The 20,854-nt window shown below is 61.5% G+C and carries 21 protein-coding genes; 16 read left to right on the plus strand and 5 right to left on the minus strand.

Annotated features, from left to right (window positions below):
* Both JC616_RS11940 and JC616_RS11945 read left to right on the plus strand, forming a co-directional pair.
* A complete protein-coding gene (locus tag JC616_RS11940) occupies positions 1–372 on the plus strand; it encodes a hypothetical protein (RefSeq protein WP_227108476.1) in 372 nt (123 codons plus the stop codon).
* A gap of 340 nt (positions 373–712) precedes the next feature.
* The gene (locus JC616_RS11945; protein WP_107799064.1) at positions 713–904 is read left to right on the plus strand and encodes a hypothetical protein; all 192 of its coding nucleotides are present in this window, start codon (positions 713–715) and stop codon (positions 902–904) included.
* A 74-nt stretch (positions 905–978) separates the two neighbouring features.
* Here JC616_RS11945 and JC616_RS11950 read toward each other — a convergent pair whose 3' ends face one another.
* Both JC616_RS11950 and JC616_RS11955 read right to left on the minus strand, forming a co-directional pair.
* The gene (locus JC616_RS11950; RefSeq protein WP_253315306.1) at positions 979–2,598 is read right to left on the minus strand and encodes a methyl-accepting chemotaxis protein; all 1,620 of its coding nucleotides are present in this window, start codon (positions 2,596–2,598) and stop codon (positions 979–981) included.
* Positions 2,599–2,720: 122 nt separating this feature from the next.
* Positions 2,721–4,340 carry a methyl-accepting chemotaxis protein gene (locus JC616_RS11955; protein ID WP_107799062.1) on the minus strand — a complete coding sequence of 540 codons (1,620 nt, stop codon included), beginning with the start codon at positions 4,338–4,340 and terminating at the stop codon, positions 2,721–2,723.
* A 171-nt stretch (positions 4,341–4,511) separates the two neighbouring features.
* Here JC616_RS11955 and ggt point away from each other — a divergent pair, with 171 nt between their 5' ends.
* The 13 genes from ggt (at position 4,512) to JC616_RS12020 (ending at position 15,981) form a co-directional block, all read left to right on the plus strand.
* Positions 4,512–6,275 (plus strand): gamma-glutamyltransferase, encoded by a 1,764-nt coding sequence (ggt, locus tag JC616_RS11960; RefSeq protein WP_227108479.1) that lies wholly within the window; start codon positions 4,512–4,514, stop codon positions 6,273–6,275.
* A gap of 190 nt (positions 6,276–6,465) precedes the next feature.
* Positions 6,466–7,227: a substrate-binding periplasmic protein gene (locus JC616_RS11965; protein ID WP_107799060.1), complete on the plus strand. Its 762-nt coding sequence runs from the start codon at positions 6,466–6,468 to the stop codon at positions 7,225–7,227.
* Positions 7,228–7,501: 274 nt separating this feature from the next.
* Positions 7,502–7,876 (plus strand): DMT family transporter, encoded by a 375-nt coding sequence (locus JC616_RS11970; RefSeq protein ID WP_107799059.1) that lies wholly within the window; start codon positions 7,502–7,504, stop codon positions 7,874–7,876.
* Positions 7,873–8,193 (plus strand): SMR family transporter, encoded by a 321-nt coding sequence (locus JC616_RS11975; RefSeq protein WP_107799058.1) that lies wholly within the window; start codon positions 7,873–7,875, stop codon positions 8,191–8,193. The genes JC616_RS11970 and JC616_RS11975 overlap by 4 nt, the downstream gene beginning before the upstream one ends.
* 130 nt (positions 8,194–8,323) lie before the next feature.
* A complete protein-coding gene (locus JC616_RS11980) occupies positions 8,324–8,482 on the plus strand; it encodes a hypothetical protein (protein ID WP_158274264.1) in 159 nt (52 codons plus the stop codon).
* 82 nt (positions 8,483–8,564) lie between these two features.
* A complete protein-coding gene (gene aac(6'), locus JC616_RS11985; protein ID WP_227108480.1) occupies positions 8,565–9,008 on the plus strand; it encodes an aminoglycoside 6'-N-acetyltransferase in 444 nt (147 codons plus the stop codon).
* Positions 9,009–9,327: 319 nt separating this feature from the next.
* Complete coding sequence (locus JC616_RS11990; protein WP_227108482.1) at positions 9,328–10,680, plus strand: hypothetical protein; 1,353 nt, start codon at positions 9,328–9,330, stop codon at positions 10,678–10,680.
* Positions 10,681–10,793: 113 nt separating this feature from the next.
* Positions 10,794–11,693 (plus strand): beta/alpha barrel domain-containing protein, encoded by a 900-nt coding sequence (locus JC616_RS11995; protein WP_227108483.1) that lies wholly within the window; start codon positions 10,794–10,796, stop codon positions 11,691–11,693.
* Positions 11,687–12,448 carry a creatininase family protein gene (locus tag JC616_RS12000; protein ID WP_227108484.1) on the plus strand — a complete coding sequence of 254 codons (762 nt, stop codon included), beginning with the start codon at positions 11,687–11,689 and terminating at the stop codon, positions 12,446–12,448. The genes JC616_RS11995 and JC616_RS12000 overlap by 7 nt, the downstream gene beginning before the upstream one ends.
* 14 nt (positions 12,449–12,462) lie before the next feature.
* Positions 12,463–13,032 (plus strand): nucleoside 2-deoxyribosyltransferase, encoded by a 570-nt coding sequence (locus JC616_RS12005; protein WP_227108485.1) that lies wholly within the window; start codon positions 12,463–12,465, stop codon positions 13,030–13,032.
* A 52-nt stretch (positions 13,033–13,084) separates the two neighbouring features.
* Positions 13,085–14,344 carry a KamA family radical SAM protein gene (locus JC616_RS12010; protein WP_227108486.1) on the plus strand — a complete coding sequence of 420 codons (1,260 nt, stop codon included), beginning with the start codon at positions 13,085–13,087 and terminating at the stop codon, positions 14,342–14,344.
* A gap of 62 nt (positions 14,345–14,406) precedes the next feature.
* Entirely contained in the window at positions 14,407–15,744 is a 1,338-nt protein-coding gene (locus JC616_RS12015) for an MATE family efflux transporter (protein ID WP_227108487.1), read from the plus strand.
* Between the two features lie 75 nt (positions 15,745–15,819).
* The gene (locus tag JC616_RS12020; RefSeq protein WP_227108488.1) at positions 15,820–15,981 is read left to right on the plus strand and encodes a hypothetical protein; all 162 of its coding nucleotides are present in this window, start codon (positions 15,820–15,822) and stop codon (positions 15,979–15,981) included.
* Here JC616_RS12020 and JC616_RS12025 read toward each other — a convergent pair.
* Complete coding sequence (locus tag JC616_RS12025) at positions 15,974–16,159, minus strand: hypothetical protein (protein ID WP_227108489.1); 186 nt, start codon at positions 16,157–16,159, stop codon at positions 15,974–15,976. The genes JC616_RS12020 and JC616_RS12025 overlap by 8 nt on opposite strands.
* A 177-nt stretch (positions 16,160–16,336) precedes the next feature.
* Complete coding sequence (locus tag JC616_RS12030; protein WP_227108491.1) at positions 16,337–17,032, minus strand: alpha/beta fold hydrolase; 696 nt, start codon at positions 17,030–17,032, stop codon at positions 16,337–16,339.
* Between the two features lie 143 nt (positions 17,033–17,175).
* Between JC616_RS12030 and JC616_RS12035 the strand changes: the two genes are divergently transcribed.
* On the plus strand, positions 17,176–17,961 hold the full coding sequence (locus JC616_RS12035) for an AraC family transcriptional regulator (protein WP_227108493.1): 786 nt from the start codon (positions 17,176–17,178) through the stop codon (positions 17,959–17,961).
* A 270-nt stretch (positions 17,962–18,231) separates the two neighbouring features.
* Here the strand turns inward: JC616_RS12035 and acnB are convergent, their stop codons facing one another.
* Entirely contained in the window at positions 18,232–20,817 is a 2,586-nt protein-coding gene (acnB, locus tag JC616_RS12040; RefSeq protein ID WP_107799054.1) for a bifunctional aconitate hydratase 2/2-methylisocitrate dehydratase, read from the minus strand.
* Positions 20,818–20,854 lie beyond the last annotated feature (37 nt).

The raw sequence follows: 20,854 nt of genomic DNA on the forward strand, positions 1-20,854 counted from the left end.
ATGAGTAAAACCAAGGAAGAACTGCGCGCCTTCTACCGTTTGCTGGAAGCCCGCGAAGCCAAGTTGCCCTTTGTCGGCCCCTCGCCCGCGCGCAGCCGGCCGCATTACTGGCGTGTGCCTCTGTGCCGGGATTTCCCGGAGGCCTACGCGCTGGGAGAGCGTCACGGCCGCGCGCTGGTTGAGCTGTTCCGCCAGCACCCGGAGCACGCCGGCCACGGCCTGCTCAGCCGCATCGCCCATGATATGAATTTGTTCGACTTCAGCCCGCAGCGCGGCGCTTGGGCCGGTTTCTTCGACCATCTGGAAGTGTTGATCGCGGTCAGCATCCGCATGCATGAGTCGGACGCGGAGGCGCAAGCCGCGCTTCCCTAAGCCGCAAAACGCGCCCGGACGGCCCTCGTCCGGGCGGCAATGGGGAATGTGACAATGGCTGGCGCCGGCAATCTATGGTAAAAAGCCTGCAATCCTTGCTGGAAAGCGCTGGCAAGGCGGCTGCGCGAGTCACCTGTTTGATCCATTCACCCTCCCTCTTGGTGCCGGATAAAAACCACAGGCGGGTGACTCGCCCAGCCGAAATGCTTGTCATTCCCGTCCCCTCCCCCAGCGGCTTTCACGCCCAAGCCCATCCGTCAATGGCCTAAAGACCCGGTGCTTATTCCCCCCGACGCCTTACCATGGGGCTTCGATTCATCAATCCGTAAAGGAGAGTCAGATGGCCAAGAACAAGCGCGCCGCCAAGAAACTGGCGGCGCTGGCGGACAAGGTGCGCGGACAGAAGAAGGCCACCAAATCGGCCAGGAAGCTGGCCGCCAAGGTGCTGAAGCACCCGATGACCGACAAACCGGCCAAGAAGAAGGAGCTAAAACGCGCCAAGCGGGACAAGGCCGACAAGCAGGCTGAATAAGCCGGCTCCCACACGCCAAAAGGCGGCGAACGGCAAGCATGCCGCGCCGCCTTTTGGCATTCCGGCGCCGGGCTTCACACCTGATAGGCCGACACCGTCTGCAAGATCACCCGCGCCTGCTTGCTCAACTGACCCGCCGCGTCCGCCGATCCGCTGGACGCCGACGAATTTTCCTCGGCCATCTGCGCAATCTGCTCCACGCGCTGGGCGATGGTGTTGCTGGCCACGCTCTGCTCGGAAATGCTGTTGGAGATGTCGCGCACCAATTCCATCGCCTTGCCGCTGCTGTCCCGTATGCCGTCGATGGCGTCGTTGGCGGCACGGGTGTTGGCGGTCTCCTGATGCACCTGCTCCACCACTTTCTCCATGCTCTGCACCGCTTCCAGCGTGCTGCCCTGCATTTTGTTGATGATGGCGGCGATCTCGGTGGTGGAGCTGGCGGTGCGCTCGGCCAGCTTGCGCACCTCGTCCGCCACCACGGCGAAGCCGCGGCCCATCTCCCCGGCCCGCGCCGCCTCGATCGCCGCGTTCAGCGCCAAGAGATTGGTCTGATCCGCAATATCCTTGATCACCCCCATCACCGAGGCGATGGTGGCGCTGTCTTCCTTCAACTGCCCAATGCGTTGCGCGGCGTCGGTAATCGCGCCGGCCACCTCGGTGATGCCGCGCACGGTGGCGGAAATCACCTGACCGCCCTCGGTCGCCCTCTCGCCGGCCTGCTGCGCCTGCCCGCGCGCTTCCACCGCGCTGGAGGCGACATGGTTGATGCTCACCGTCATCTGCTCCACCGCCGCCGCCATCGCCGCCGCGGATTCGCTTTGCATTTCCGAACTACGCGCGATTTCATGAGTATTGTTGGCCAGGCCGGACATCGCGCCGTCTATGGCGCCTATGCTGTCGCGGATGTCCCGGAAACTGCGCTGCAGATTCTCCAGCAGCTGGTTGAAGGCGGAGGCGGTTTCGCCCACCTCGTCCATGCGTCCCACCGGCGCGCGCAAGGTGAAGTCTTTGTGCTGATTCACCTTGAACAGCGTGGAGCGGATCTGGTGCAAGCTGGTCCGGATATGGCTGAACAAGAGCCAGCCCAGGCCGCCGCTCAGCAGCAGACAGGCGGCGATTACCGCCACCGAGCTGCCGAAGGCCATGCTGTAAGCGGCGGCGTTGTCCTTGGACAGGCTGTCCGCCATGGAGTAATTGAAGTCGATGTGGTCGTTGAGGTCTTTGGCCAGGGCCTTGGCGGAGTCCGGTATCGGCCCGGCCACCAGCATGGCCTGCGTCGCCGGCCCCGGATGCTCGCGCGAAGCCTTCAAAAAGCTTTCGCGATTATTGCGGTAGGCTTGCAGATCCGCCCGGTCCTGTTGCAGCAGCTTGCGGTCCGCGTCGTTGGACAGCAGGTCTTTCTCGTAAGCGGCCAACACCTGATCCAGGATCTTGTCGCCTTCGGCGATCTGCGCTTCGGCGTCCGCCTTGCTCTTGGCGTCCGCGGCGATGCCGTGGCGGTAAGCCGCCACCCGCATCTTGGTCAAGGCCAGCAGACCCTGGTCCAGCGCCTGTATGCTGGGAAAGGTGTTGTTCTTCAAATAGTTGAAACGTTCATTGCCGCTGTGCAACTGCCACAGGCCGTAACTGCCGACGCCGATCAAGGCCAGCATGGCCACCATCAAGGTCAGCATGAGTCGCTGTGAGATATTCATCCTTATTCTCCGTGTCTTCGCCCGATACCACATGTAGCTTTGTTATAGGCGCAGTCAGAAAACAGGAGAAAGTACTAAGTGAGAATATCTATTAAGAACAAATATTGAGCGTCGGCCCGGCCCTACACTTGATATTGGGTCACGGTGTTCAGGATATTCTTGGCCTGCTGCTGCAATTGCTCCGCCGCGTCCGCCGAGGCGCTGGAGGCGGACGCGTTTTCTTCCGCCATCTGCGCAATCTGCTCCACTTTTTGGGCAATGGTGTTGCTGGCGGTGCTTTGCTCATTGATGCTGCCGGAAATGTCCTTGACCAGTTCCATCGCCTGGCCGCTGCTGTCTTGAATCTTCTCTATCACGCTGCTGGCTTCGCGGGCGTTGTCGGTTTCCTGATGCACCTGTTCCACCACTTTTTCCATGCTTTGCACCGCTTCCAGCGTGCTGCTTTGCATCTTGTTGATGATGGAGCCGATTTCCGTGGTGGAACTGGCGGTGCGCTCGGCCAGCTTGCGCACCTCGTCCGCCACCACGGCGAAGCCGCGGCCGGTTTCGCCGGCCCGCGCCGCCTCGATGGCCGCGTTCAGCGCCAAAAGGTTGGTCTGGTCCGCAATGTCCTTGATCACGCCCATCACCGAGGCGATGGTGGCGCTGTCTTCCTTCAATTGCCCAATGCGATGCGAGGCGTCGCTGATCGCGCCCGCCACCTCGGAAATGCCCAGCACGGTGGCGGAGATCACCTGGCCGCCCTCGGTGGCCATGCTGCCCGCCTGCTGCGCCTGGGTGCGCGCCTCCACCGCGTTGTCCGCCACATGGTTGATGCTCACCGTCATCTGCTCCACCGCCGCCGCCATCGCCCCGGCGGATTCGCTCTGCACCTCCGAGCTGCGCGCTATCTGATTGGTGTTGGCCGCCAGGCCGGAGGTGGCTTTGTCGATTTCCGAAATATTGTCGCGTATGCCGCGGAAGCTATGCTGCAGATCGTCCAGCAAATGGTTGAAGGCGGCGGCGGTGCGGCCGATCTCGTCCTTGCGCAAGACCTTGGCCCGCAGGCGGAAATCCTTGCTGGCGCTGACCTGATCCAGGGTTTCGCCAATCTGGTTCAGGCTGCTGCGTATGCTGCGGAACAGCGCGAAGCCCAGCGCCCCGCTCAGAATCAGGGCGCCCACAATCACCACCAGGGAGGACACGAAAGCCTCCTGATACGCCGTGGCGTTCTCGCCCGCCAATTTCTTGGCCAGGCCGTAGTTGAATTCAATATGCTCCTTGATGTCCTTGACCACGGTCTTGGCCGTGGCCAACAGCGGACCGCCCACCAGCTCCCGCCGCGTGGTTTCCGGCGGCTGCTCGCGGGAGATCTTGAACACGGTGTCGCGCTGCTGGCGGTAGATCCGGATGTCCGCTCGGTCTTTTTCTATCATCCGCCTGTCCTCGTCGTCGGACACCAGGTCTTTCTGGTAATGATCCAGCGCCGTGTCCATCTGCTTGTCCAGCTGCGCGATATTGGCTTCGATATCGGCCTTGACCTTGGGATCTTCGCTGATGCCGTGGCGGTAGGTCAGCACCCGCATATCGGTTTGCGCCTGCAAGGCCTGATCCAGGGTGTGGATGCTGGGAAAGGTGTTGGCCTGCAGATAGTCGAAGCGCTCATTGGCCCGGTGCAGCTGGAGCAGCCCGAAGCTGCCCACAATGAACAAGCCGAGCAAGGCGACCGCCAGGGTCAGCAGCAAACGTTGGGATATGCTCATGGTAGCCCCCTAGGTGATGACTTATGAAACTCGATTCTTTATAGGCGTGTCTGCTTGGGATTTTCAAATCATTTGGCATGGAAAATCAGGCTTTTGCGACAGGCGGCGGCACCGTAGAATGTTCTCGCAATCACAACATTCATAAAACGCCAACAACAAAGGAGAATCACCATGACGCCATTCCGTCCCCGCCCCAGACTGCTGCTGAGCGCGCTGGCCCTGAGCCTGGGCCTGAGCCTGGGCTTCAACGCCCCGGCCCTGGCGCTGAGCCCGCCGGCGCCGCCGCAGGTCAAATACGATTACGACTACGATGTCTTCCACCCGGTCTACGCCCGCAACGGCATGGTGGCCACCGAACAGGGCCTGGCCACCCAGGTGGGCCTGGACATTCTGCGCCAGGGCGGCAATGCGGTGGACGCCGCGGTGGCGGTGGGCTTTGCGCTGGCGGTGACGCTGCCCAACGCCGGCAACCTGGGCGGCGGCGGCTTCATGGTGCTGCACGACGCCAAGAGCGGCCGCAATATCGCGCTGGATTTCCGCGAGATCGCGCCGGCCAAGGCCAGCCGCGACATGTATCTGGACGCGCAGGGCAAGGTCGTGGACGGCCGCTCGCTGTACACCCATCTGGCGGTGGGCGTGCCCGGCACCGTGGCCGGCCTGGCCCACGCTCAGCAGCGCTGGGGCAGCCTGCCGCTGGCCAAGGTGATTGCGCCGGCGGTGAAGCTGGCGGAGCAAGGTTTCCCGGTGTCTCAGACGCTGGCGGAAATGCTGGAAGTGGAAAAAGACAATCTGGGCCGCTGGGACAGCAGCCGGGCGGTGTTCTTCCGCGACGGCCGCCCGCTGCGCGCCGGCGAGAAGCTGGTGCAGCGCGATCTGGGCAAATCGCTGCGCCTGATCGCGCGACAAGGACCCAAAGCCTTCTACCAGGGCGACATCGCCGACAAGATCGTGGCGGAAATGGCGCGCCACGGCGGCCTGATCAACAAGGCCGATCTGGCCGGCTACAAGGTGGAGGAGCGCGCGCCGGTCAGCGGCACGTATCGCGGCTACCAAGTGGTATCCATGCCGCCGCCCAGCTCCGGCGGCATCCACATCGTCCAGATCCTGAACCTGCTGGAACGCTATCCGCTGGCCGACTACGGCCCCAACAGCGCGCAGACCATCCACTATCTGGCCGAGGCGATGAAGCTGGCCTACGCCGACCGCTCGGAATACCTGGGCGACCCGGCCTTCGTCAAAGTGCCGCAGGCCGGCCTGACCTCCAAGCGCTACGCCGATCAGCTGGCCACGACGATAGACCCGGTCAAGGCCCGCCCCGCCGCCGAGATCAAACCCGGCAAGCCGCAGCCCTATGAGAGCGACCAGACCACCCATTACTCCATCGTGGACAAGCAAGGCAACGCGGTGGCGGTGACTTACACGCTGAACCTGAATTTCGGCAGCGGCATCGTCGCCGGCGGCACCGGCATTCTGCTCAACAACGAGATGGACGACTTTTCCGTCAAGCCCGGCGTGCCCAACGCCTTCGGCCTGATCGGCGGCGACGCCAACGCGGTGGCGGCCGGCAAGCGGCCGCTGTCCTCGATGTCGCCGACGCTGGTGCTGAAAAACGGCAAGCCCTGGCTGGTCACCGGCAGCCCGGGCGGCGCGCGCATCATCACCACCACTTTGCAGACCATCGTCAACGCCGTCGATTTCGGCATGAACCCGGCGGAAGCCGCGTCCACGCCGCGGGTGCACCATCAATGGCTGCCGGACGAATTGCGGGTGGAAAAGGGCCTGAGCCCGGATACGCTGCGCCTGCTGCGCGAACAAGGCTACAAGATCGCGCTCAAGCCCAGCATGGGCCGGACCCAGACCATACAGCTGCGCGACGGCGGCTTGTACGGCTATTCCGACCCGCGCAACCCTGACGGCGCCACGATGGGCTATTAAGACGCGCCGGCCGGGCGCCGTTCAAGGACGCGCCCGGCCGGCCGATAAAGCGAGAAACCGGCGTCAAAACTCAACCATAATGTAATAAGGAAACTGTTCAAAGTCTGCCGCGCTGCGGCGATACGGCGTTAAAACCGGCTTTCGCCTGAGCGCCGCCGGCCCCGCGCCGTCACAGGGGAGAAGCCCGCACATGCTGAAATTGTCGAGCAGCGCCGCGCTGGTCTTGTCGCTGTCGCTCCCCGTCAACGCGGCCACCCTGCACTTCGTCACCCAGGATTTTCCGCCCTTCATCGAGGTGACCGACAAACCCCAGCCCCAAGGCCTGATGGTGGATACGCTGGTGGCCGTCTGCCAGCGGCTGAACTGGAACTGCGAAATCCAGGCCATGGTCTGGCGCCGCGCCCTGCTGCTGGCCGATGAAGGCAAGGTGGACGGCATTTTCCCGGTGCAGGACACGCCCGAGCGCAGGATGTCGCTGGCCTTGAGCGCCCCGGTGTACAACAGCAGTTACGGCCTGTTCGCCACCGCCAGCTCCACCTTCCGCTACCAGCGCCCCCAGGACCTGCTCAACCACCGCATCGCGGTCTACGGCCCGTCCATCTCTCAAAACGCCCTGGACAAGCTGATCGCCGGCTTGCCCAATATGAACATCTCCGTGGAAAACAATCAGGAAACGGTGTTAAAGAAATTGGCCGCCATGCGTTACGGCGCGGACGCGGTGGTTTTCGCCAACGAAGACGTCACTCGCTACATCATCCGGCGCGAAGCGCTGAGCGGCCTGCGCCCGCTGGCCACCATACAGCCGCTGACCTATCTATACGGATTCCCTTTGAAATCAGTGAAACCCGGCATGGTGGCGGACTTCAACCAAGCCTTGAACGCGCTGTGCCACGACGGCACGCTGCCGCGCCTGGCGCGCCGCTACAACGTCAGGATGGCCGCGTGCAAATAGCATTTGAAAGTTTTTGCTATCAATTAAATTGAACAACTATTAGCGTTGTGTTATATTTGTTCAAAATATCAAACAGCCACCATAAGCGCCTCGCCTTTGACAGGCGCTTATCTTGCGCTTCAATGCGATAAACAACCCTTCTGCCCCAGACGGTTTCACGGGGCAGCCTAAGCGACCGACTGTCTTTGCTGACGGCGTCATCCGCGCTTTTAGCGGAGCGTTGTTGCGCCTCTAGCGCATGTGGCTTCCGGATTTCCAATCACAGGAGCGTAGCATGCAAACTCAATCGTCTTCCCCAGCCTGGCTGGGCTGGGCCTTTCTACTGGTGGCCATCGCCACCGAAATCCTGGGCACGTCCTTCATGGCCTACGCCGCCCGCACCGAGAGCTACTGGGGCTACGGCGTGATGGCGGCGGCGCTGGCGCTGTCCTATTACTTCCTGTCCCTCGCCATCCGCACCATTTCCGTGGGCGTCGCCTACGCCGCCTGGGAAGCCCTGGGTCTGGCCGGCCTGGCGCTGATCGGCGTCCATCTGTTCGGCGAAACGCTGCTGACGCAGGAAATCATCGGACTGGCCTTGTCCGTGGTGGGCATCGCCTGCGTGGTGGCCGGCGAAGCCGATGAACACACTCAGGAGCAAAGCGCATGAAAACCGTATTTTATGTATTCGTGGTGTCCTCGGCCCTGATCGAGGTGGCCGCCAACCTGATGCTGGAAAAATCCAACGGCTTCCGCAACAAGGCCTGGGGCTTCGGCGCCATCGCCATGGTCTGGGTGGCTTTCGCCCTGCTGGGCCAGGCGGTGCGCGGCATCGATCTGGCCGTGGCCTACGCGCTGTGGGGCGCGCTGGGCATCATCGGCACCGCCATCGGCGCGCGCATCTTCTTTGGCCAGCGGCTCAAGCCGCTGGGCTGGGTGGGCATGGCGGTGGTGATTTCCTCGGTGGTGGTGCTGACCACCGCCTGATAAGCGACGGCGGCGTTCAGTGACGCTTTTATGACGCGCCGCCCAGCCCGACCTGTCCTATCTGAGTATGGCGACCCGCGCCATAACGGTTTAGGGTACGGGCTCCATCCAAGCAATGAAAGGCTGAGACATGCAACAGTATCAAGTCTTGAGCGGCATGAGCCAAGAGTCCTTGGAAAACACCCAAGCCTTGCTCACCCTCTGCGAGCACTGCGCCAGCGATGTCGGCATCCTGGCCATCCACGGCGAAACGGATCAACCTTGCGAGCTGTGCGGCGAGGTAGACTAAGCCGCGCCTCCCCCTCCATACCGGGCCGGCCTTGCCGGCCCTTTGTTTTTTCCGACGTCGCCGCGTCGGCACAGGAAGCCTTATGCAGATTCAAAAACTGGACCACGCCACCCTGCCAGACTGGGCGGCGCTGCGCCAACAACTCTGGCCGCACCATGCGTCCGCCGCCCACTACCGCGACGGCGAGGCCATCCTAGCGTCGGACCACCTTGCCGCCTTCCTGGCGCGGAATGCCGCCGGCCTGGCGGTGGGCTTCGCCGACGCCGCCATCCGGCACGACTATGTCAATGGTTGCGCCGACAGCCCGGTCGCCTTCCTGGAAGGCATTTTCGTGTTGCCCGTCTGCCGGCGAAACGGCATCGCCCGGCAATTGGTGGCGGCGGTGCAGGCCTGGGGCTTGGAACACGACTGCATGGAACTGGCGTCCGACGCGCCGCTGAGCAATGTCGATTCGCAGCGCATGCACGCCTGCCTGGGTTTCGAGGAAACCGAAAGAGTGGTGTTTTTCAGGAAGGCGCTATCCTAAAGCCAATTCCTCCCCCTCGCCACGCATCGAAGAGGCACGATTGAAAACGGTCGGCCTTCCACTTGCCTTCAAGGCACCGCCCTACCCTATGATGATGCAATGGCGAAAAAACTACATAAGTTAATCAAATCACTTGCACCATAGAATTCCATCTCCTAGTATCCGCCTCAGACAGCACATGGACTATCCATTTTAAATATGCTTGACCTATTTCATAAGCAATATGACCGAATCACCCCATCGTAAGGGATGCATTGACGCGGCCTGAGGCTTAGCGACGAAAAGATTGGTCAAGAGCAACCGCTGGGAGGAAATGGCCTTGACCCCTCATCCATCCTCATATCCCACCGTCTGCATCGCCAATGCAATCGACACCCTGCGGCCCATCATTCAGCGCGCGCCAACCGCGTCTGAGCAGGCACGGCTCATCAAGTCGCTCTTCCCGCAGCAGGATCAAGCGGTCTTCTGGCGGCCATTGGATAAACTAACTATATCCGAGCAGCCAATAGCAGGATTCCCGTGGCTCGGCGCCTTCCTTGGCGCCTCTCACGCGCAAAACATCAGCCCCAAACACCCCAGCGGCAACCTCTTTCGGGACGTGGTACTCGACTCTGCATTGCAGGCCGCCATCGTACAGTGGAGCGGCGCGGAGCGCTGCATCCAGCTCATCGTCCACACCACTACCCAAGACCTCTGGCCTATGGTGCAGTTTCTGCGACATCAGCTGAAACTGACCGTGATGCTTCCTGAAAGCTGTTCCGATCAGGCCTTGAGGGACCGCCTGGATTCCAAATCCGGCTTTCGCCAATTCGCCTCTGATCATGGCTTCAGCGTCGGCAGAGCCAGAATCGCCAAAGGCCAGAGTTGCGCTACGCGCGCAGATGCTGCCATCGCCATTGCCGACCTGTTGGCGACGGGCAGGCCTGTCATTGCCAAGCCGGACCGCGGCGAGGCCAGCGTTGGCCTGAACGTATTCCAACCCGACGCTAGCGGGTCCATCCTGCGCGATACGCTAGGCGCCAATTCTTTTTTTGGCGACGAACCTATCGTCATTGAGGAATACATTCAAGGCGAGGAACTTATTTTTCCCTCGGTGGAATACTTTGTCCCCAAGAAGAGCGACCAAGCGCCCTACCTGACTTATGCCTGCTCCATGCTATTCAGCGACATGATGGAGCTATGCGGTAACTTCGTGTCTCCTGAACACAGCCATGCGCCTTGGTACGAGCCGCTGTGCAATGCAGGTCTCGGCCTTGCGCAAGCCATGCAAGATACCGGTTATGTCGGTTATTTCGATATCGATGCGGTCGCATTGCCAAATGGGGACAGCATCATGCTTGACCTGAATCCGCGCCGCACCGGTGCAACGCATGTGCACGAGTTTGCCTCGGCCACGCTGGGCGCAGGCTACCAACGCACCCACACGGTTGGCGCCATCGATTTATACGGACAGCGCCCTGTTCAATTCGAAGAAGTTCTCTCCAAGCTGGGCTCATCTATTCGCAGCCCACTGACCGCAACCGAAGGTTGCATACCCTGTGAGCTCACCGGACTTCAAGAAGGCCGCATCAGCCTCATGCTGTGGGGTCCCACTGCCGAGTCGGTCTTATCCTTGAAACAAACCGCCCTGGCAGCTCTGCAACAACTGGGGTTCCCACTGGACGGCACATAGCATTTCACCTACGGCAGTCACCGTGCGATGACTCACGAAGCGCGGCCGATTTTGAACGAACCCCACGCTCAGTAAGGCGCGCGATCACGACAATAGATTAGAAGGAAAGTCCCATGACTGCTTACCAAGTCTGTGGCCTGCCACTGCTATCTCCTTTGATTGTCGGGTCTGGTCCCATCACCGACAATGAGCGCAATATCCGGCGTTTCCTGCGCGCGGGCGCGGGCGCCGTCGTCACCAAGACCATTCACCCCAAGCCGCCCAAAGACAATGATGAAAAAGTGATTGCCATTCCAAGCGGCTGGTTGAATAGCACGACCTATTCCCAGCGCCCCGTCAGCGGGTGGATAACCATTCTCTCCCGCCTAGCAGCGGATAATGCGCCGGTCATGGCTTCCATCCATGCCGACTCGCCTGGCGAACTCGCATCGTTGGCCGCGGCCATTGCGACAACCGGCTGCCAAGCTCTGGAGCTCGGTATTTCCTGCCTTAACGAGGCTGAGAAGTTGATGGATACCCCCAAGCGGGTTTTCGACTATGCGCTAGCGGTAAGAAGAGCCGTTAAGCTACCTTTCAGCGTAAAACTAGCCATCAGCAGCACGCTCCGGCAGCGCGTCGACGCCGCCATCAGCGCTGGGGCGAATGCGATTACCTTGAGCGACACGGTTCTTGGACTCGCCGTGGACCCCCGCACATCGCAAATCCGCCTGGGAGGCGCATACGGTTACTCGGGGCCAGGCATCCGCCCACTGGTGCAAGCCGCCATTTATGAGCTGCGCAAAACCGGAGTCTCCATACCCATCTTTGGGTCGGGAGGCGTGATGTCGTCAAGCGACGCCATCGAGTACTTATGCATAGGCGCGAATGCGGTCCAGATTTACTCTGTGTTGCAGACCAAAAACCATTCTGTCGCGCAAATATCGACAGGAATCACCCAGCTGTTGGCCGAACGGCAGATCCCACTCTCTCAATTGATAGGCAGCAGCTTGTATTTGGAGGAGCAGACATGCTGATTAACGCTCGCCACTTGGCAGACCTGACCAGCGCTGAACTCCCCGCCATGGTGAAACATTCCACCGTGGTCTGGGGGGTGGGAAGCATAGAGCAGCATGGGCCACACCTGCCTTTATCCGTCGATCTTGACATCGCGGCGGCCCTCTGTGAGGCCGTCGCCACGCGCCTGGACAATGCTTACCTTGCTCCCGCGCAGGCTTTTGGCGCCCGGTCATTGCCACAAAGTGGCGGCGGCCTGTTCTATCCGGGAACGCTGTACCTGACCGGCTCCACCCTCATCGATTATCTGCAGGAAATCATCACCGGCCTGGCCCAACTGGAATGCTCGCATCTGCTGATAATCAATGGGCACTACGAGAACGAGGCTTTCCTATTCGAGGCGATAGACCACTGTCGTCAGGCTGGCCAGTTAACGCATATCCGAGTTTCCGCCTTCAGCTGGTGGAGCCTGGTACAAGCTGATTGGATCTGCCAATACATTGGCCCCCGCTTCCCCGGCTGGCATGCCGAACATGCCGGACTGACAGAAACGAGCCTGATGCTTTACCTGCGTCCCGATGTCGTCAGGGTAGAACGCCCCATCCATGACACCCCTCCGCTCCCCGGCCTCTACTCCCACCCTGCAGATCCCAACATGACCAGCAACAACGGGGTCTTGTCTTCCACTTTGGGCTCCTCAATGGAGCTGGGCAAAGCCTTGTTCGAGCACGTGGTGGAACAAGTGCTCAAACACGCCACCCATCAAACGGCATAGCCATGGAGACTGGGATGAATCACTCGATAGCACCGCACATTTCACCCGCTAGTACGGAGGGCGTTTCTGTCTTCGTTGGCGGCCCCATTCAACATGCACTGAAAAAAGAGGGAATGACGGCGGAAGCGGCATCACCGATCAAGGCCGTCCATGACGCCATTCATGGGATGAGGCTGCACTTGCTTTCTGCTCACCTTGCCGAGCGCTTTGGGCAAGATAGCCACAACTACTCGCCTACCGAGGTGGTGCTGCGCGACTATGACTGGATGGTGCAATGTTCACTCTTCATCGCCATCTTGCCTTGCGACAGCCAGAGCCAACTGATCCGGACAGATGGCACCCATATCGAGCTTGGCTGGGCCTCCGCCCTCAAGAAACCGATATTGATTCTTGCCCAGTCGCACAGCCATGCCCAGCTGTCCCATCTTGTCAAAGGGCTGGCGTGCGTCGCTCCTGTCAAGATACTTGACCTTGGCGGTATCGTGCATAAACCGCAAATCTTACAAGAGGAGATCCAGGCACAACTGCTGCCAGCAGATCAGGACATGGGCCCCAGCCACTTGATGAGAAATCCCGCCCTTTGAACGAAACGGCCGGCCAGGTTTTTCCTTCATTGCCATTGGAGGCGACCCTACCATGCGTCTACATCAATTAGTCAAGGACATACACTTCGACGACCCTCTCTGGCAGGAGCGCCATACCATTACCCGGCCAGAACAGCTGCGAGAGGTGCTGGATGAGATCTTGCGCCCATCGGCGCTAGACGACATGATTGCCGGCCTGCACCAAGCATCGATGTCTGTTCGTATCAACCCCTATCTGCTTGATCTGATTAATTGGCAAGATATGGAACATGATCCTATCCGTAGACAGTTTTTACCCCTCGCCTCGGAAATGACTGCATCGCACCCGTTGCAGTCGCTTGATGCCTTGGATGAAACAGCAGACTCCCCCGTGGAAGGCTTGGTCCATCGTTATCCGGACCGAGCCTTGTTGCTGGTGACGGATCGCTGCCCGGTTTACTGTCGATTCTGCACCCGCAGCTACAATGTCGGCGTAGATACCAGTTCAGTCATCAAGATTCGCGCCCAATCCATATCGCATCGATGGCAGTCCATCCTGTCCCATCTGCGCATGACCCCACGCATTGTGGATGTTGTCGTATCGGGAGGAGATTGCGCCCGGCTCAAAGCCAGCCAATTACTAGAAATAGGAAGAGGTCTCCTCTCCATCCCATCCATTCGGCGCATCCGCTTTGCTTCAAAAGGGCTCTCTGTATTGCCGATGAAGATCACCCGGGATCACGCCTGGACCGATGCCTTAACCGTGGTAAGCGATGAGGGCCGGCGCCAAGGCGTGGAAGTCTCCCTGCAAACCCACTTCAATCACCCTATTGAAATCACGCCTTCCGTATTGTCCGCGGCCAATCTTCTATTTGCCAAAGGCGTGATGGTACGAAATCAATCCGTCCTGCTACGCGGAGTCAATGACGATGCAAGCGTGCTTGGTCTTCTCATCAAACATCTGGGGGATTTGCACATACATCCATATTATGTGTACCTATGCGACCCGGTTCCCGGCATTGAAGACATGCGAGTTGACTTGGCAACGGCCTGCCAGCTGGAAAAAGCAGTGAGGGGTTTGACTGCGGGTTACAATATGCCCGCATTTGTCGTCGACGCCCCAGGTGGTGGCGGCAAGCGCCTTATTCATAGTTATGAGCGCTATGATCGTTACTCCGGCCTATCCACGTTTACCGCCCCTGCAGTGAAAGCGGGCCGCCTCTTCCTATATCCGGATCCGCTGCACGCGCTCAGCCCGGATGCCCGCAGGGATTGGCTCGATCCGCAACGGGCACAGGCAATGGTGGCCGATATGCAGCGCCAAAGCGCTTAAAAGCACCGCCAATGCCCGGCCTCTCCCGCTCGCCAGCCCGCCATGTGCGGCGATCTCTGCTTTTGCAGCGCCGCTTGCTCAAGGGCTCGCTGCCGGTGATCAGCTTCTATCTGGCCGAAGTGGCGATGACGCTTACCGATGCGGCCTTCGTCGGCCATCTCGGGAACACGGAGCTGGCGGCGATAGGTCTTTCCATCGGCACGCTGTTTCCATTGATATTTGGCGGCATGGCCTTGGTCTCGACCGGGTGCATCTTCGTTTCCGAGGCCCATGCGCGCGGTGATCACGCCGGTACCCAGGCGGCGCTCGATCTCAGTCTATGGGCCTGCCTCGCCCTGTCCCCGGCGCTGATTGCCGCCGCCTTGCTGCTGCCGGCGGCGTTCCGGCTGGCCGGCCAGGACCCGGCCGTGGTCGCCTTGTGCGCGCAATACCTTGCCATCGCCGGCTGGAGCATTCCCGCCATGCTGGGTTTCAGCGTCTACCGCGCCTATGTTTCGGCGCTGGGCACGAACCGGGTGATCTTCGTCGTCAGCCTGGGCGGCGTGCTGCTGAATGCCGCGCTCAATTATGGACTGGTTTTCGGAGCGCTCGGCCTGCCCACCCTTGGTCTGCCCGGCGCGGCGATAGGAACCGCCTTGGCCAGTTGGGCGATGTTGTTCGCCATTGTTCGCCACTGCCGGCATCGACTCGGCTACCGCTTTCGCTGGCGCTCGCTGTCGGGGCTGGACAGACAAACCTGCCGCGACCTGCTCCGCATCGGCCTGCCCTCCTTCGCTGTTGGCTTGTTCGAAAGCAGCTTGTTCGGCGTGGTGACGCTGCTGGCGGGCTACTTCGGCGTGGCCTTCATGGCCGCCACCACCATAGCCATCTACGTTGGCGATCTTTTCATCATCCTGGCGCTGGGAATAGGCGATTTACTCACCGTGCAACTGGCCGCCAAGGCGGCGCGGGGCGATGTGCGCGGCGGCCGCCGGCTGGCCTGGAGCGCCCTGCTCTTAATCAGCGCGCTGACCGCGCCCTTGGCCGCGCTTTGCTGGTGGGGGCCGGGCTGGATTGCCGGCATCTTCATCGATACCGCCAAGGCCGAGGCGGCCGAGGTGTTGCGATACGCCCAAATCCTGCTGGGCATTCTTGCCTGGTTCTTGCTGGCGGATGCCGCTCAAATCATCTTGTCGCGCAGTCTGAAAGGCTTGCGCGACACGCTGGCGCCAATGTGGATTGCCAGCATTGGCTATTGGCTGATAGGCATAGGCGGCGGCTGGATGCTGGCCACCCAGGGAGGGCTGGGCGGCGTCGGCCTCTGGTATGGGCTGGCCGCGGGGCTCAGCCTGGCGGCGCTGGCGCTGGCGTGCCGGCTAGGCGCATGGACTCCACCCCAGGCCTTATCCGCGCGCAGATAAAGACGGCGCGCAAACATCCGCGCTTATTGATCTTTCTTCGGTACATTCATTTCCCGCGGCCATTGGGAAAAGGCCATGAACCAAAGCGCGACGATGCCGAAAAAGGGAAACGCGAAAAGCAGGCCGGCCCATCTTGAATACCCCATCCTCGACATCACGATTCCGGACAGCACCACCGTCAGAATCGTGATCGCCGCGATCAAGAGCAGAATGATCCCCATTATCGCCATCACTTGACTCCTTCAAACGCCGGCCATTTCGACCTTGCCAGAATCCACAGCGCTACCAGCATGCCCAAAACCGGCACCACCACTACCAGCGCATAATAAGGCGGCAAGCCGACCCGCTTGAAGATGCGCCACAAGGGATAAGCCGTCACCACAACGGCCATGACCAGGTTCACCAGAAATTCCACCAAGCGCCTCCTTGCTCAAAAGCATTCGCCATCGGATAAAGGGCGGCATTTTAGCACGCTCGGCCGGCATGCATTTCAGGCCATGCCGCACCAAAACTGCCGCCCCGAAGCGATGCGCGCCTCAGCGGCAGGCGGCCGCCTGCTGGCACGGGGGCGCCGTCCGCTCCGGCTTGCTGCTCACACGGATGGGTTCAAGGAAAGACTCGATCGCCGCCGCCAGCGCGAGCGGCGTAGATAGGTGTCCGCCATCAGCCGGGCATTGAACGTGGGATCATGCTCCCCCACCAAGACTTTCACCGGATGCCGGCCGCTGATCTGCTCGCTGAAATCGGTGTCGGCCCACGCGCGTAGATAGGCGGCGAATGCTTGCCGGGAGGAGCGCGACGCCGAATAGGCCGCCTTCCATTCGACCCAGGACGACGGCAGCCGGCCGCCGGTGCTGCGATTGATGATGGTTTTGCGGCTGTCCACATGTTCCGCGGCGTCTTCGAGCAAACGCCGCGTCGCGGCATCGTAAACCATGCCGCCGCAAGGCACCGGCGCCACGGCAAGCATGGACAGCACGAGCTCCGGGGCCAGTGTCGCGATCCTTTCGCTCGCCATGCCTCCCATCGAATGGCCGATCAGGCTAAAAGCCGGATAGCCAAGCGCATCCGCCAGCGCCAGCGCGTCGGCGGCGATTTCGTCCATGGTGTAGGCGCCCCGCGCTTCCCGCATGCCGCCATAGCCGCGGCAATCCATGAAGATGTAGCTGAAACGCTGGCCAGATAGCCATGGCTCTATCGGCTTGAACGAGTGCGCATCGCCGAACCAGCCATGCAGCACGATGACAGGGTGAGGGCCATTCCCCACGCGGAGAAAGGTATTGGGCATATCGCCTCCGGTATGTGCATATTCGCCGCGACGGGTGCCGCCGCTGGCGCCATTGCGCCGTGCAGGCACGGCGATAACGCATCCTAAACCAGCCGGAATCGGCCCGCTTTCTATCAAAAGCCATTTACTGTAGGGCTTGGGCCATGAGAAACACCTTGCTTGATCCTTACGAAAACATCCCGCGCGGCGTGGTGGTGACCGCCAACGATTACGCGGCCGGCACCCTGTTTCCAGCGCATGCGCATCGCCGCGGGCAGTTTGCCTTCGCCTCTAGCGGCGCCATCAGCGTGGCCACACCCGAAGGCCGCTGGCTCGTGCCGCCGCGGCGCGCTTGCTGGCTGCCCGCCGACATGAGCCATGCCATGACGATGAGCGGGCCAGTGACCATGCTCAATGCTTTTGTGTCGCGCGAAGAGCCAGCAATTGCGGGCATGCCACCGCGGTGCGGCGTCTATGGCGTCTCCCCCCTGTTGCGGCAATTGCTTGAGGAGGCTGTCGATCTGCCCGCCCTATATGACCGGGATGGCCGTGACGGCAAGCTGATGAGCCTGCTGGTGGCGGAAATCGCATCGATGCCGCGTCTGTCGCTGCATGCGCCTTTGCCCGCGGACCCTCGACTCGCTCGGGCCTGCCAGCGGCTGTTTGATGCGCCATCGATAGGCGTCGATCCGGATGCGGTGGCCATCGACGCGGGAATGAGCCGGCGCACCTTCACCCGGCAGTTCCGCGCCCAGACCGGGGTGAGTTTCGCCGAGTGGCGTCAGCAGGTTTGCCTGCTCGCCGCCATCGAGCACTTGAGCGCCGGTCAAGCGATGACGCGGGTTGCGCTGGACCTGGGCTATGCCAGCCCCAGCGCCTTTTCCTCAGCCTTCCGCCGTGTGCTCGGCGAAACGCCTACTCAGTATTTGGAGACGCGCCGGCCGGTCTGAGAACCCGTTCAAAGTCTGCTGCGCTTCGTGAGACGTGGCACGGTGAGTACCGCTTCGAAATGCTCATGTACCACGCGTACATTCCGCTTTCTCAGCCGTTTTCGCCTTGTCTCGCTCTGGCTCGCGAGACTTTGAACAGGCTCTGAGATGCTTTCTTGAATGGCTGCCGCCAAAAAAATACCCCGCTGGCGCGGGGTATTTTCCTGGGCTAGGCCTGGGAACATTCCCCAGGCATCTCTCCAAGGCTCTGGCATCAAACCATCGCCTGGCTTACACCTTCACGGTATCGGCCAGTTCCTGGTAGTCGGCGATCTCGTTGAAGTTCATGTAGCGGTACACTTCGCCGGCCTTCTGGTTGAGCACGCCGATGTCGGCCATGTATTCCTCCTTGGTCGGGATGCGACCCAGACGGGAGCAGATCGCGGCCAGTTCGGCGGAACCCAGGTAGACGTTGGAGTTCTTGCCCAGACGGTTGGGGAAGTTGCGGGTGGAGGTGGACATCACGGTGGCGCCCTCCTTCACCTGCGCCTGGTTGCCCATGCACAGCGAGCAGCCCGGCATTTCCATCCGCGCGCCGGCGGTGCCGAAGGTGCCGTAATGGCCTTCCGCGGTCAGCTGTTCGGCGTCCATCTTGGTCGGCGGCGCCACCCACAGTTTCACCGGGATGTCGCGCTTGCCTTCCAGCAGCTTGGAAGCGGCGCGGAAGTGGCCGATATTGGTCATGCAAGAACCGATGAACACTTCGTCGATCTTGGCGCCGGCCACGTCGGACAGGGTTTTCACATCGTCCGGGTCGTTCGGGCAGGCCACGATGGGCTCGTGGATATCGGCCAGATCGATCTCGATCACCGCCGCGTATTCCGCGTCGGCGTCGCCCTTCAGCAGCTGCGGATTGGCGATCCAGGCCTCCATCGCCTTGATGCGGCGCTCCAGCGTGCGCGCGTCCTGATAGCCGTTGGCGATCATGGTCTTCATCAGGGTGATGTTGGAGGTCATGTATTCGATGATCGGCGCTTTGTCCAGATGCACGGTGCAACCGGCGGCGGAACGCTCGGCGGAAGCGTCGGACAGCTCAAACGCTTGCTCCACCTTCAGATCCGGCAAGCCTTCGATTTCCAGGATGCGCCCGGAGAAGGCGTTTTTCTTGCCGGCCTTGGCCACGGTCAGCAGGCCTTGCTTGATCGCGTACAGCGGAATGGCGTTGACCAGATCGCGCAGGGTCACGCCCGGCTGCATCTTGCCCTTGAAGCGCACCAGCACCGATTCAGGCATGTCCAGCGGCATCACGCCGGTGGCGGCGGCGAAGGCCACCAGGCCGGAGCCGGCCGGGAAGGAGATGCCGATCGGGAAACGGGTGTGGCTGTCGCCGCCGGTGCCCACGGTGTCCGGCAGCAACAGGCGGTTCAGCCAGCTGTGGATCACGCCGTCGCCCGGACGCAGCGACACGCCGCCGCGGGTAGAGATGAAGGCCGGCAGTTCCTTGTGCATCTTCACGTCCACCGGCTTGGGATAAGCGGCGGTGTGGCAGAAGGACTGCATCACCAGGTCGGCGGAGAAGCCCAGGCAAGCCAGGTCTTTCAGTTCGTCGCGGGTCATCGGGCCGGTGGTGTCCTGGGAGCCGACGGTGGTCATCTTCGGTTCGCAGTAGGTGCCCGGGCGCACGCCCTGGCCTTCCGGCAGGCCACAGGCGCGGCCGACCATTTTTTGCGCCAGGCTGAAGCCCTTGCCGGAATCCACTGGGGATTTGGGCAGGCGGAATTCCGTGGACGCCGGCAGGCCCAGCGCTTCGCGCGCCTTGCCGGTCAAACCGCGGCCGATGATCAGGTTGATGCGGCCGCCGGCGCGCACTTCGTCCAGGATCACCTCGGACTTGAGCGCGAAGTCGGCGATCTTCTGGCCGGCCTTCTCGATCTTGCCTTCATACGGATAGATGTCGATCACATCGCCCATGTCCATCTTGGACACGTCCACTTCGATCGGCAGCGCGCCGGAGTCTTCCTGGGTGTTGAAGAAGATGGGGGCGATCTTACCGCCCAGGCACACGCCGCCGAAGCGCTTGTTGGGCACGTAAGGAATGTCTTCGCCGGTGCCCCAGATCACGCTGTTGGTGGCGGATTTGCGACTGGAGCCGGTGCCGACGACATCGCCGACGTAGGCGACCAGATGGCCTTTTTGCTTCAGGTCTTCGATGAACTGCATCGGGCCGCGCTTGCCGTCTTCTTCCGGGGTAATGCCGGGACGGGCGTTTTTCAGCATGGCGAGGTAATGCAGCGGGATGTCCGGGCGGCTCCAGGCGTCCGGCGCCGGGGACAGGTCGTCGGTATTGGTTTCGCCGGTGACCTTGAACACGGTGACGGTGATTTTATCGGCCACCGCCGGACGGCTAGTGAACCATTCGGCATTGGCCCAGGATTCCACCACCTGCTTGGCGTGGGCGTTGCCCTTGTCCATTTTCTCCTTCACGTCGTGGAAGGCGTCGAACATCAGCAGGGTTTTCTTCAGGCCGTCGGCGGCGATCTGCGCCACGGCGGCGTCGTCCAGCAGGTCGATCAGCGGCTTGATGTTGTAGCCGCCCAGCATGGTGCCCAGCAGCTGAGTGGCCAGCTCGCGGGAGATCAGCGGGGATTGGGCGTCGCCCTCGGCCACGGCGGCCAGGAAGGAAGCCTTGACCTTGGCGGCGTCGTCCACGCCCGGCGGCACGCGATGGGTGATCAGTTCGACCAGGGTGCTTTCCTCGCCCTTGGGCGGGTTTTTCAGCAGTTCCACCAGCGCTTCCACCTGCTTGGCGGACAGCGGCAGCGGCGGGATGCCCAGCGCGGCGCGCTCGGCCACGTGTTGACGGTAAGCTTCCAGCATGACTTTTGACCTTTATGGCTTGGGTTGTTGGCAGCGT

It is taken from the genome of Chromobacterium rhizoryzae (genome assembly GCF_020544465.1).
GTDB lineage: Bacteria > Pseudomonadota > Gammaproteobacteria > Burkholderiales > Chromobacteriaceae > Chromobacterium.

What these genes read in the sequence shown, in the direction of transcription:
- JC616_RS11940 (WP_227108476.1), top strand. Translation starts at nt 1, where the DNA reads ATGAGTAAAACCAAGGAAGAACTGCGCGCCTTCTACCGTTTGCTGGAA.
- JC616_RS11945 (WP_107799064.1), top strand. Translation starts at nt 713, where the DNA reads ATGGCCAAGAACAAGCGCGCCGCCAAGAAACTGGCGGCGCTGGCGGAC.
- JC616_RS11950 (WP_253315306.1), bottom strand. Translation starts at nt 2,598, where the DNA reads ATGAATATCTCACAGCGACTCATGCTGACCTTGATGGTGGCCATGCTG.
- JC616_RS11955 (WP_107799062.1), bottom strand. Translation starts at nt 4,340, where the DNA reads ATGAGCATATCCCAACGTTTGCTGCTGACCCTGGCGGTCGCCTTGCTC.
- ggt (WP_227108479.1), top strand. Translation starts at nt 4,512, where the DNA reads ATGACGCCATTCCGTCCCCGCCCCAGACTGCTGCTGAGCGCGCTGGCC.
- JC616_RS11965 (WP_107799060.1), top strand. Translation starts at nt 6,466, where the DNA reads ATGCTGAAATTGTCGAGCAGCGCCGCGCTGGTCTTGTCGCTGTCGCTC.
- JC616_RS11970 (WP_107799059.1), top strand. Translation starts at nt 7,502, where the DNA reads ATGCAAACTCAATCGTCTTCCCCAGCCTGGCTGGGCTGGGCCTTTCTA.
- JC616_RS11975 (WP_107799058.1), top strand. Translation starts at nt 7,873, where the DNA reads ATGAAAACCGTATTTTATGTATTCGTGGTGTCCTCGGCCCTGATCGAG.
- JC616_RS11980 (WP_158274264.1), top strand. Translation starts at nt 8,324, where the DNA reads ATGCAACAGTATCAAGTCTTGAGCGGCATGAGCCAAGAGTCCTTGGAA.
- JC616_RS11995 (WP_227108483.1), top strand. Translation starts at nt 10,794, where the DNA reads ATGACTGCTTACCAAGTCTGTGGCCTGCCACTGCTATCTCCTTTGATT.
- JC616_RS12000 (WP_227108484.1), top strand. Translation starts at nt 11,687, where the DNA reads ATGCTGATTAACGCTCGCCACTTGGCAGACCTGACCAGCGCTGAACTC.
- JC616_RS12005 (WP_227108485.1), top strand. Translation starts at nt 12,463, where the DNA reads ATGAATCACTCGATAGCACCGCACATTTCACCCGCTAGTACGGAGGGC.
- JC616_RS12010 (WP_227108486.1), top strand. Translation starts at nt 13,085, where the DNA reads ATGCGTCTACATCAATTAGTCAAGGACATACACTTCGACGACCCTCTC.
- JC616_RS12020 (WP_227108488.1), top strand. Translation starts at nt 15,820, where the DNA reads ATGAACCAAAGCGCGACGATGCCGAAAAAGGGAAACGCGAAAAGCAGG.
- JC616_RS12030 (WP_227108491.1), bottom strand. Translation starts at nt 17,032, where the DNA reads ATGCCCAATACCTTTCTCCGCGTGGGGAATGGCCCTCACCCTGTCATC.
- JC616_RS12035 (WP_227108493.1), top strand. Translation starts at nt 17,176, where the DNA reads ATGAGAAACACCTTGCTTGATCCTTACGAAAACATCCCGCGCGGCGTG.
- acnB (WP_107799054.1), bottom strand. Translation starts at nt 20,817, where the DNA reads ATGCTGGAAGCTTACCGTCAACACGTGGCCGAGCGCGCCGCGCTGGGC.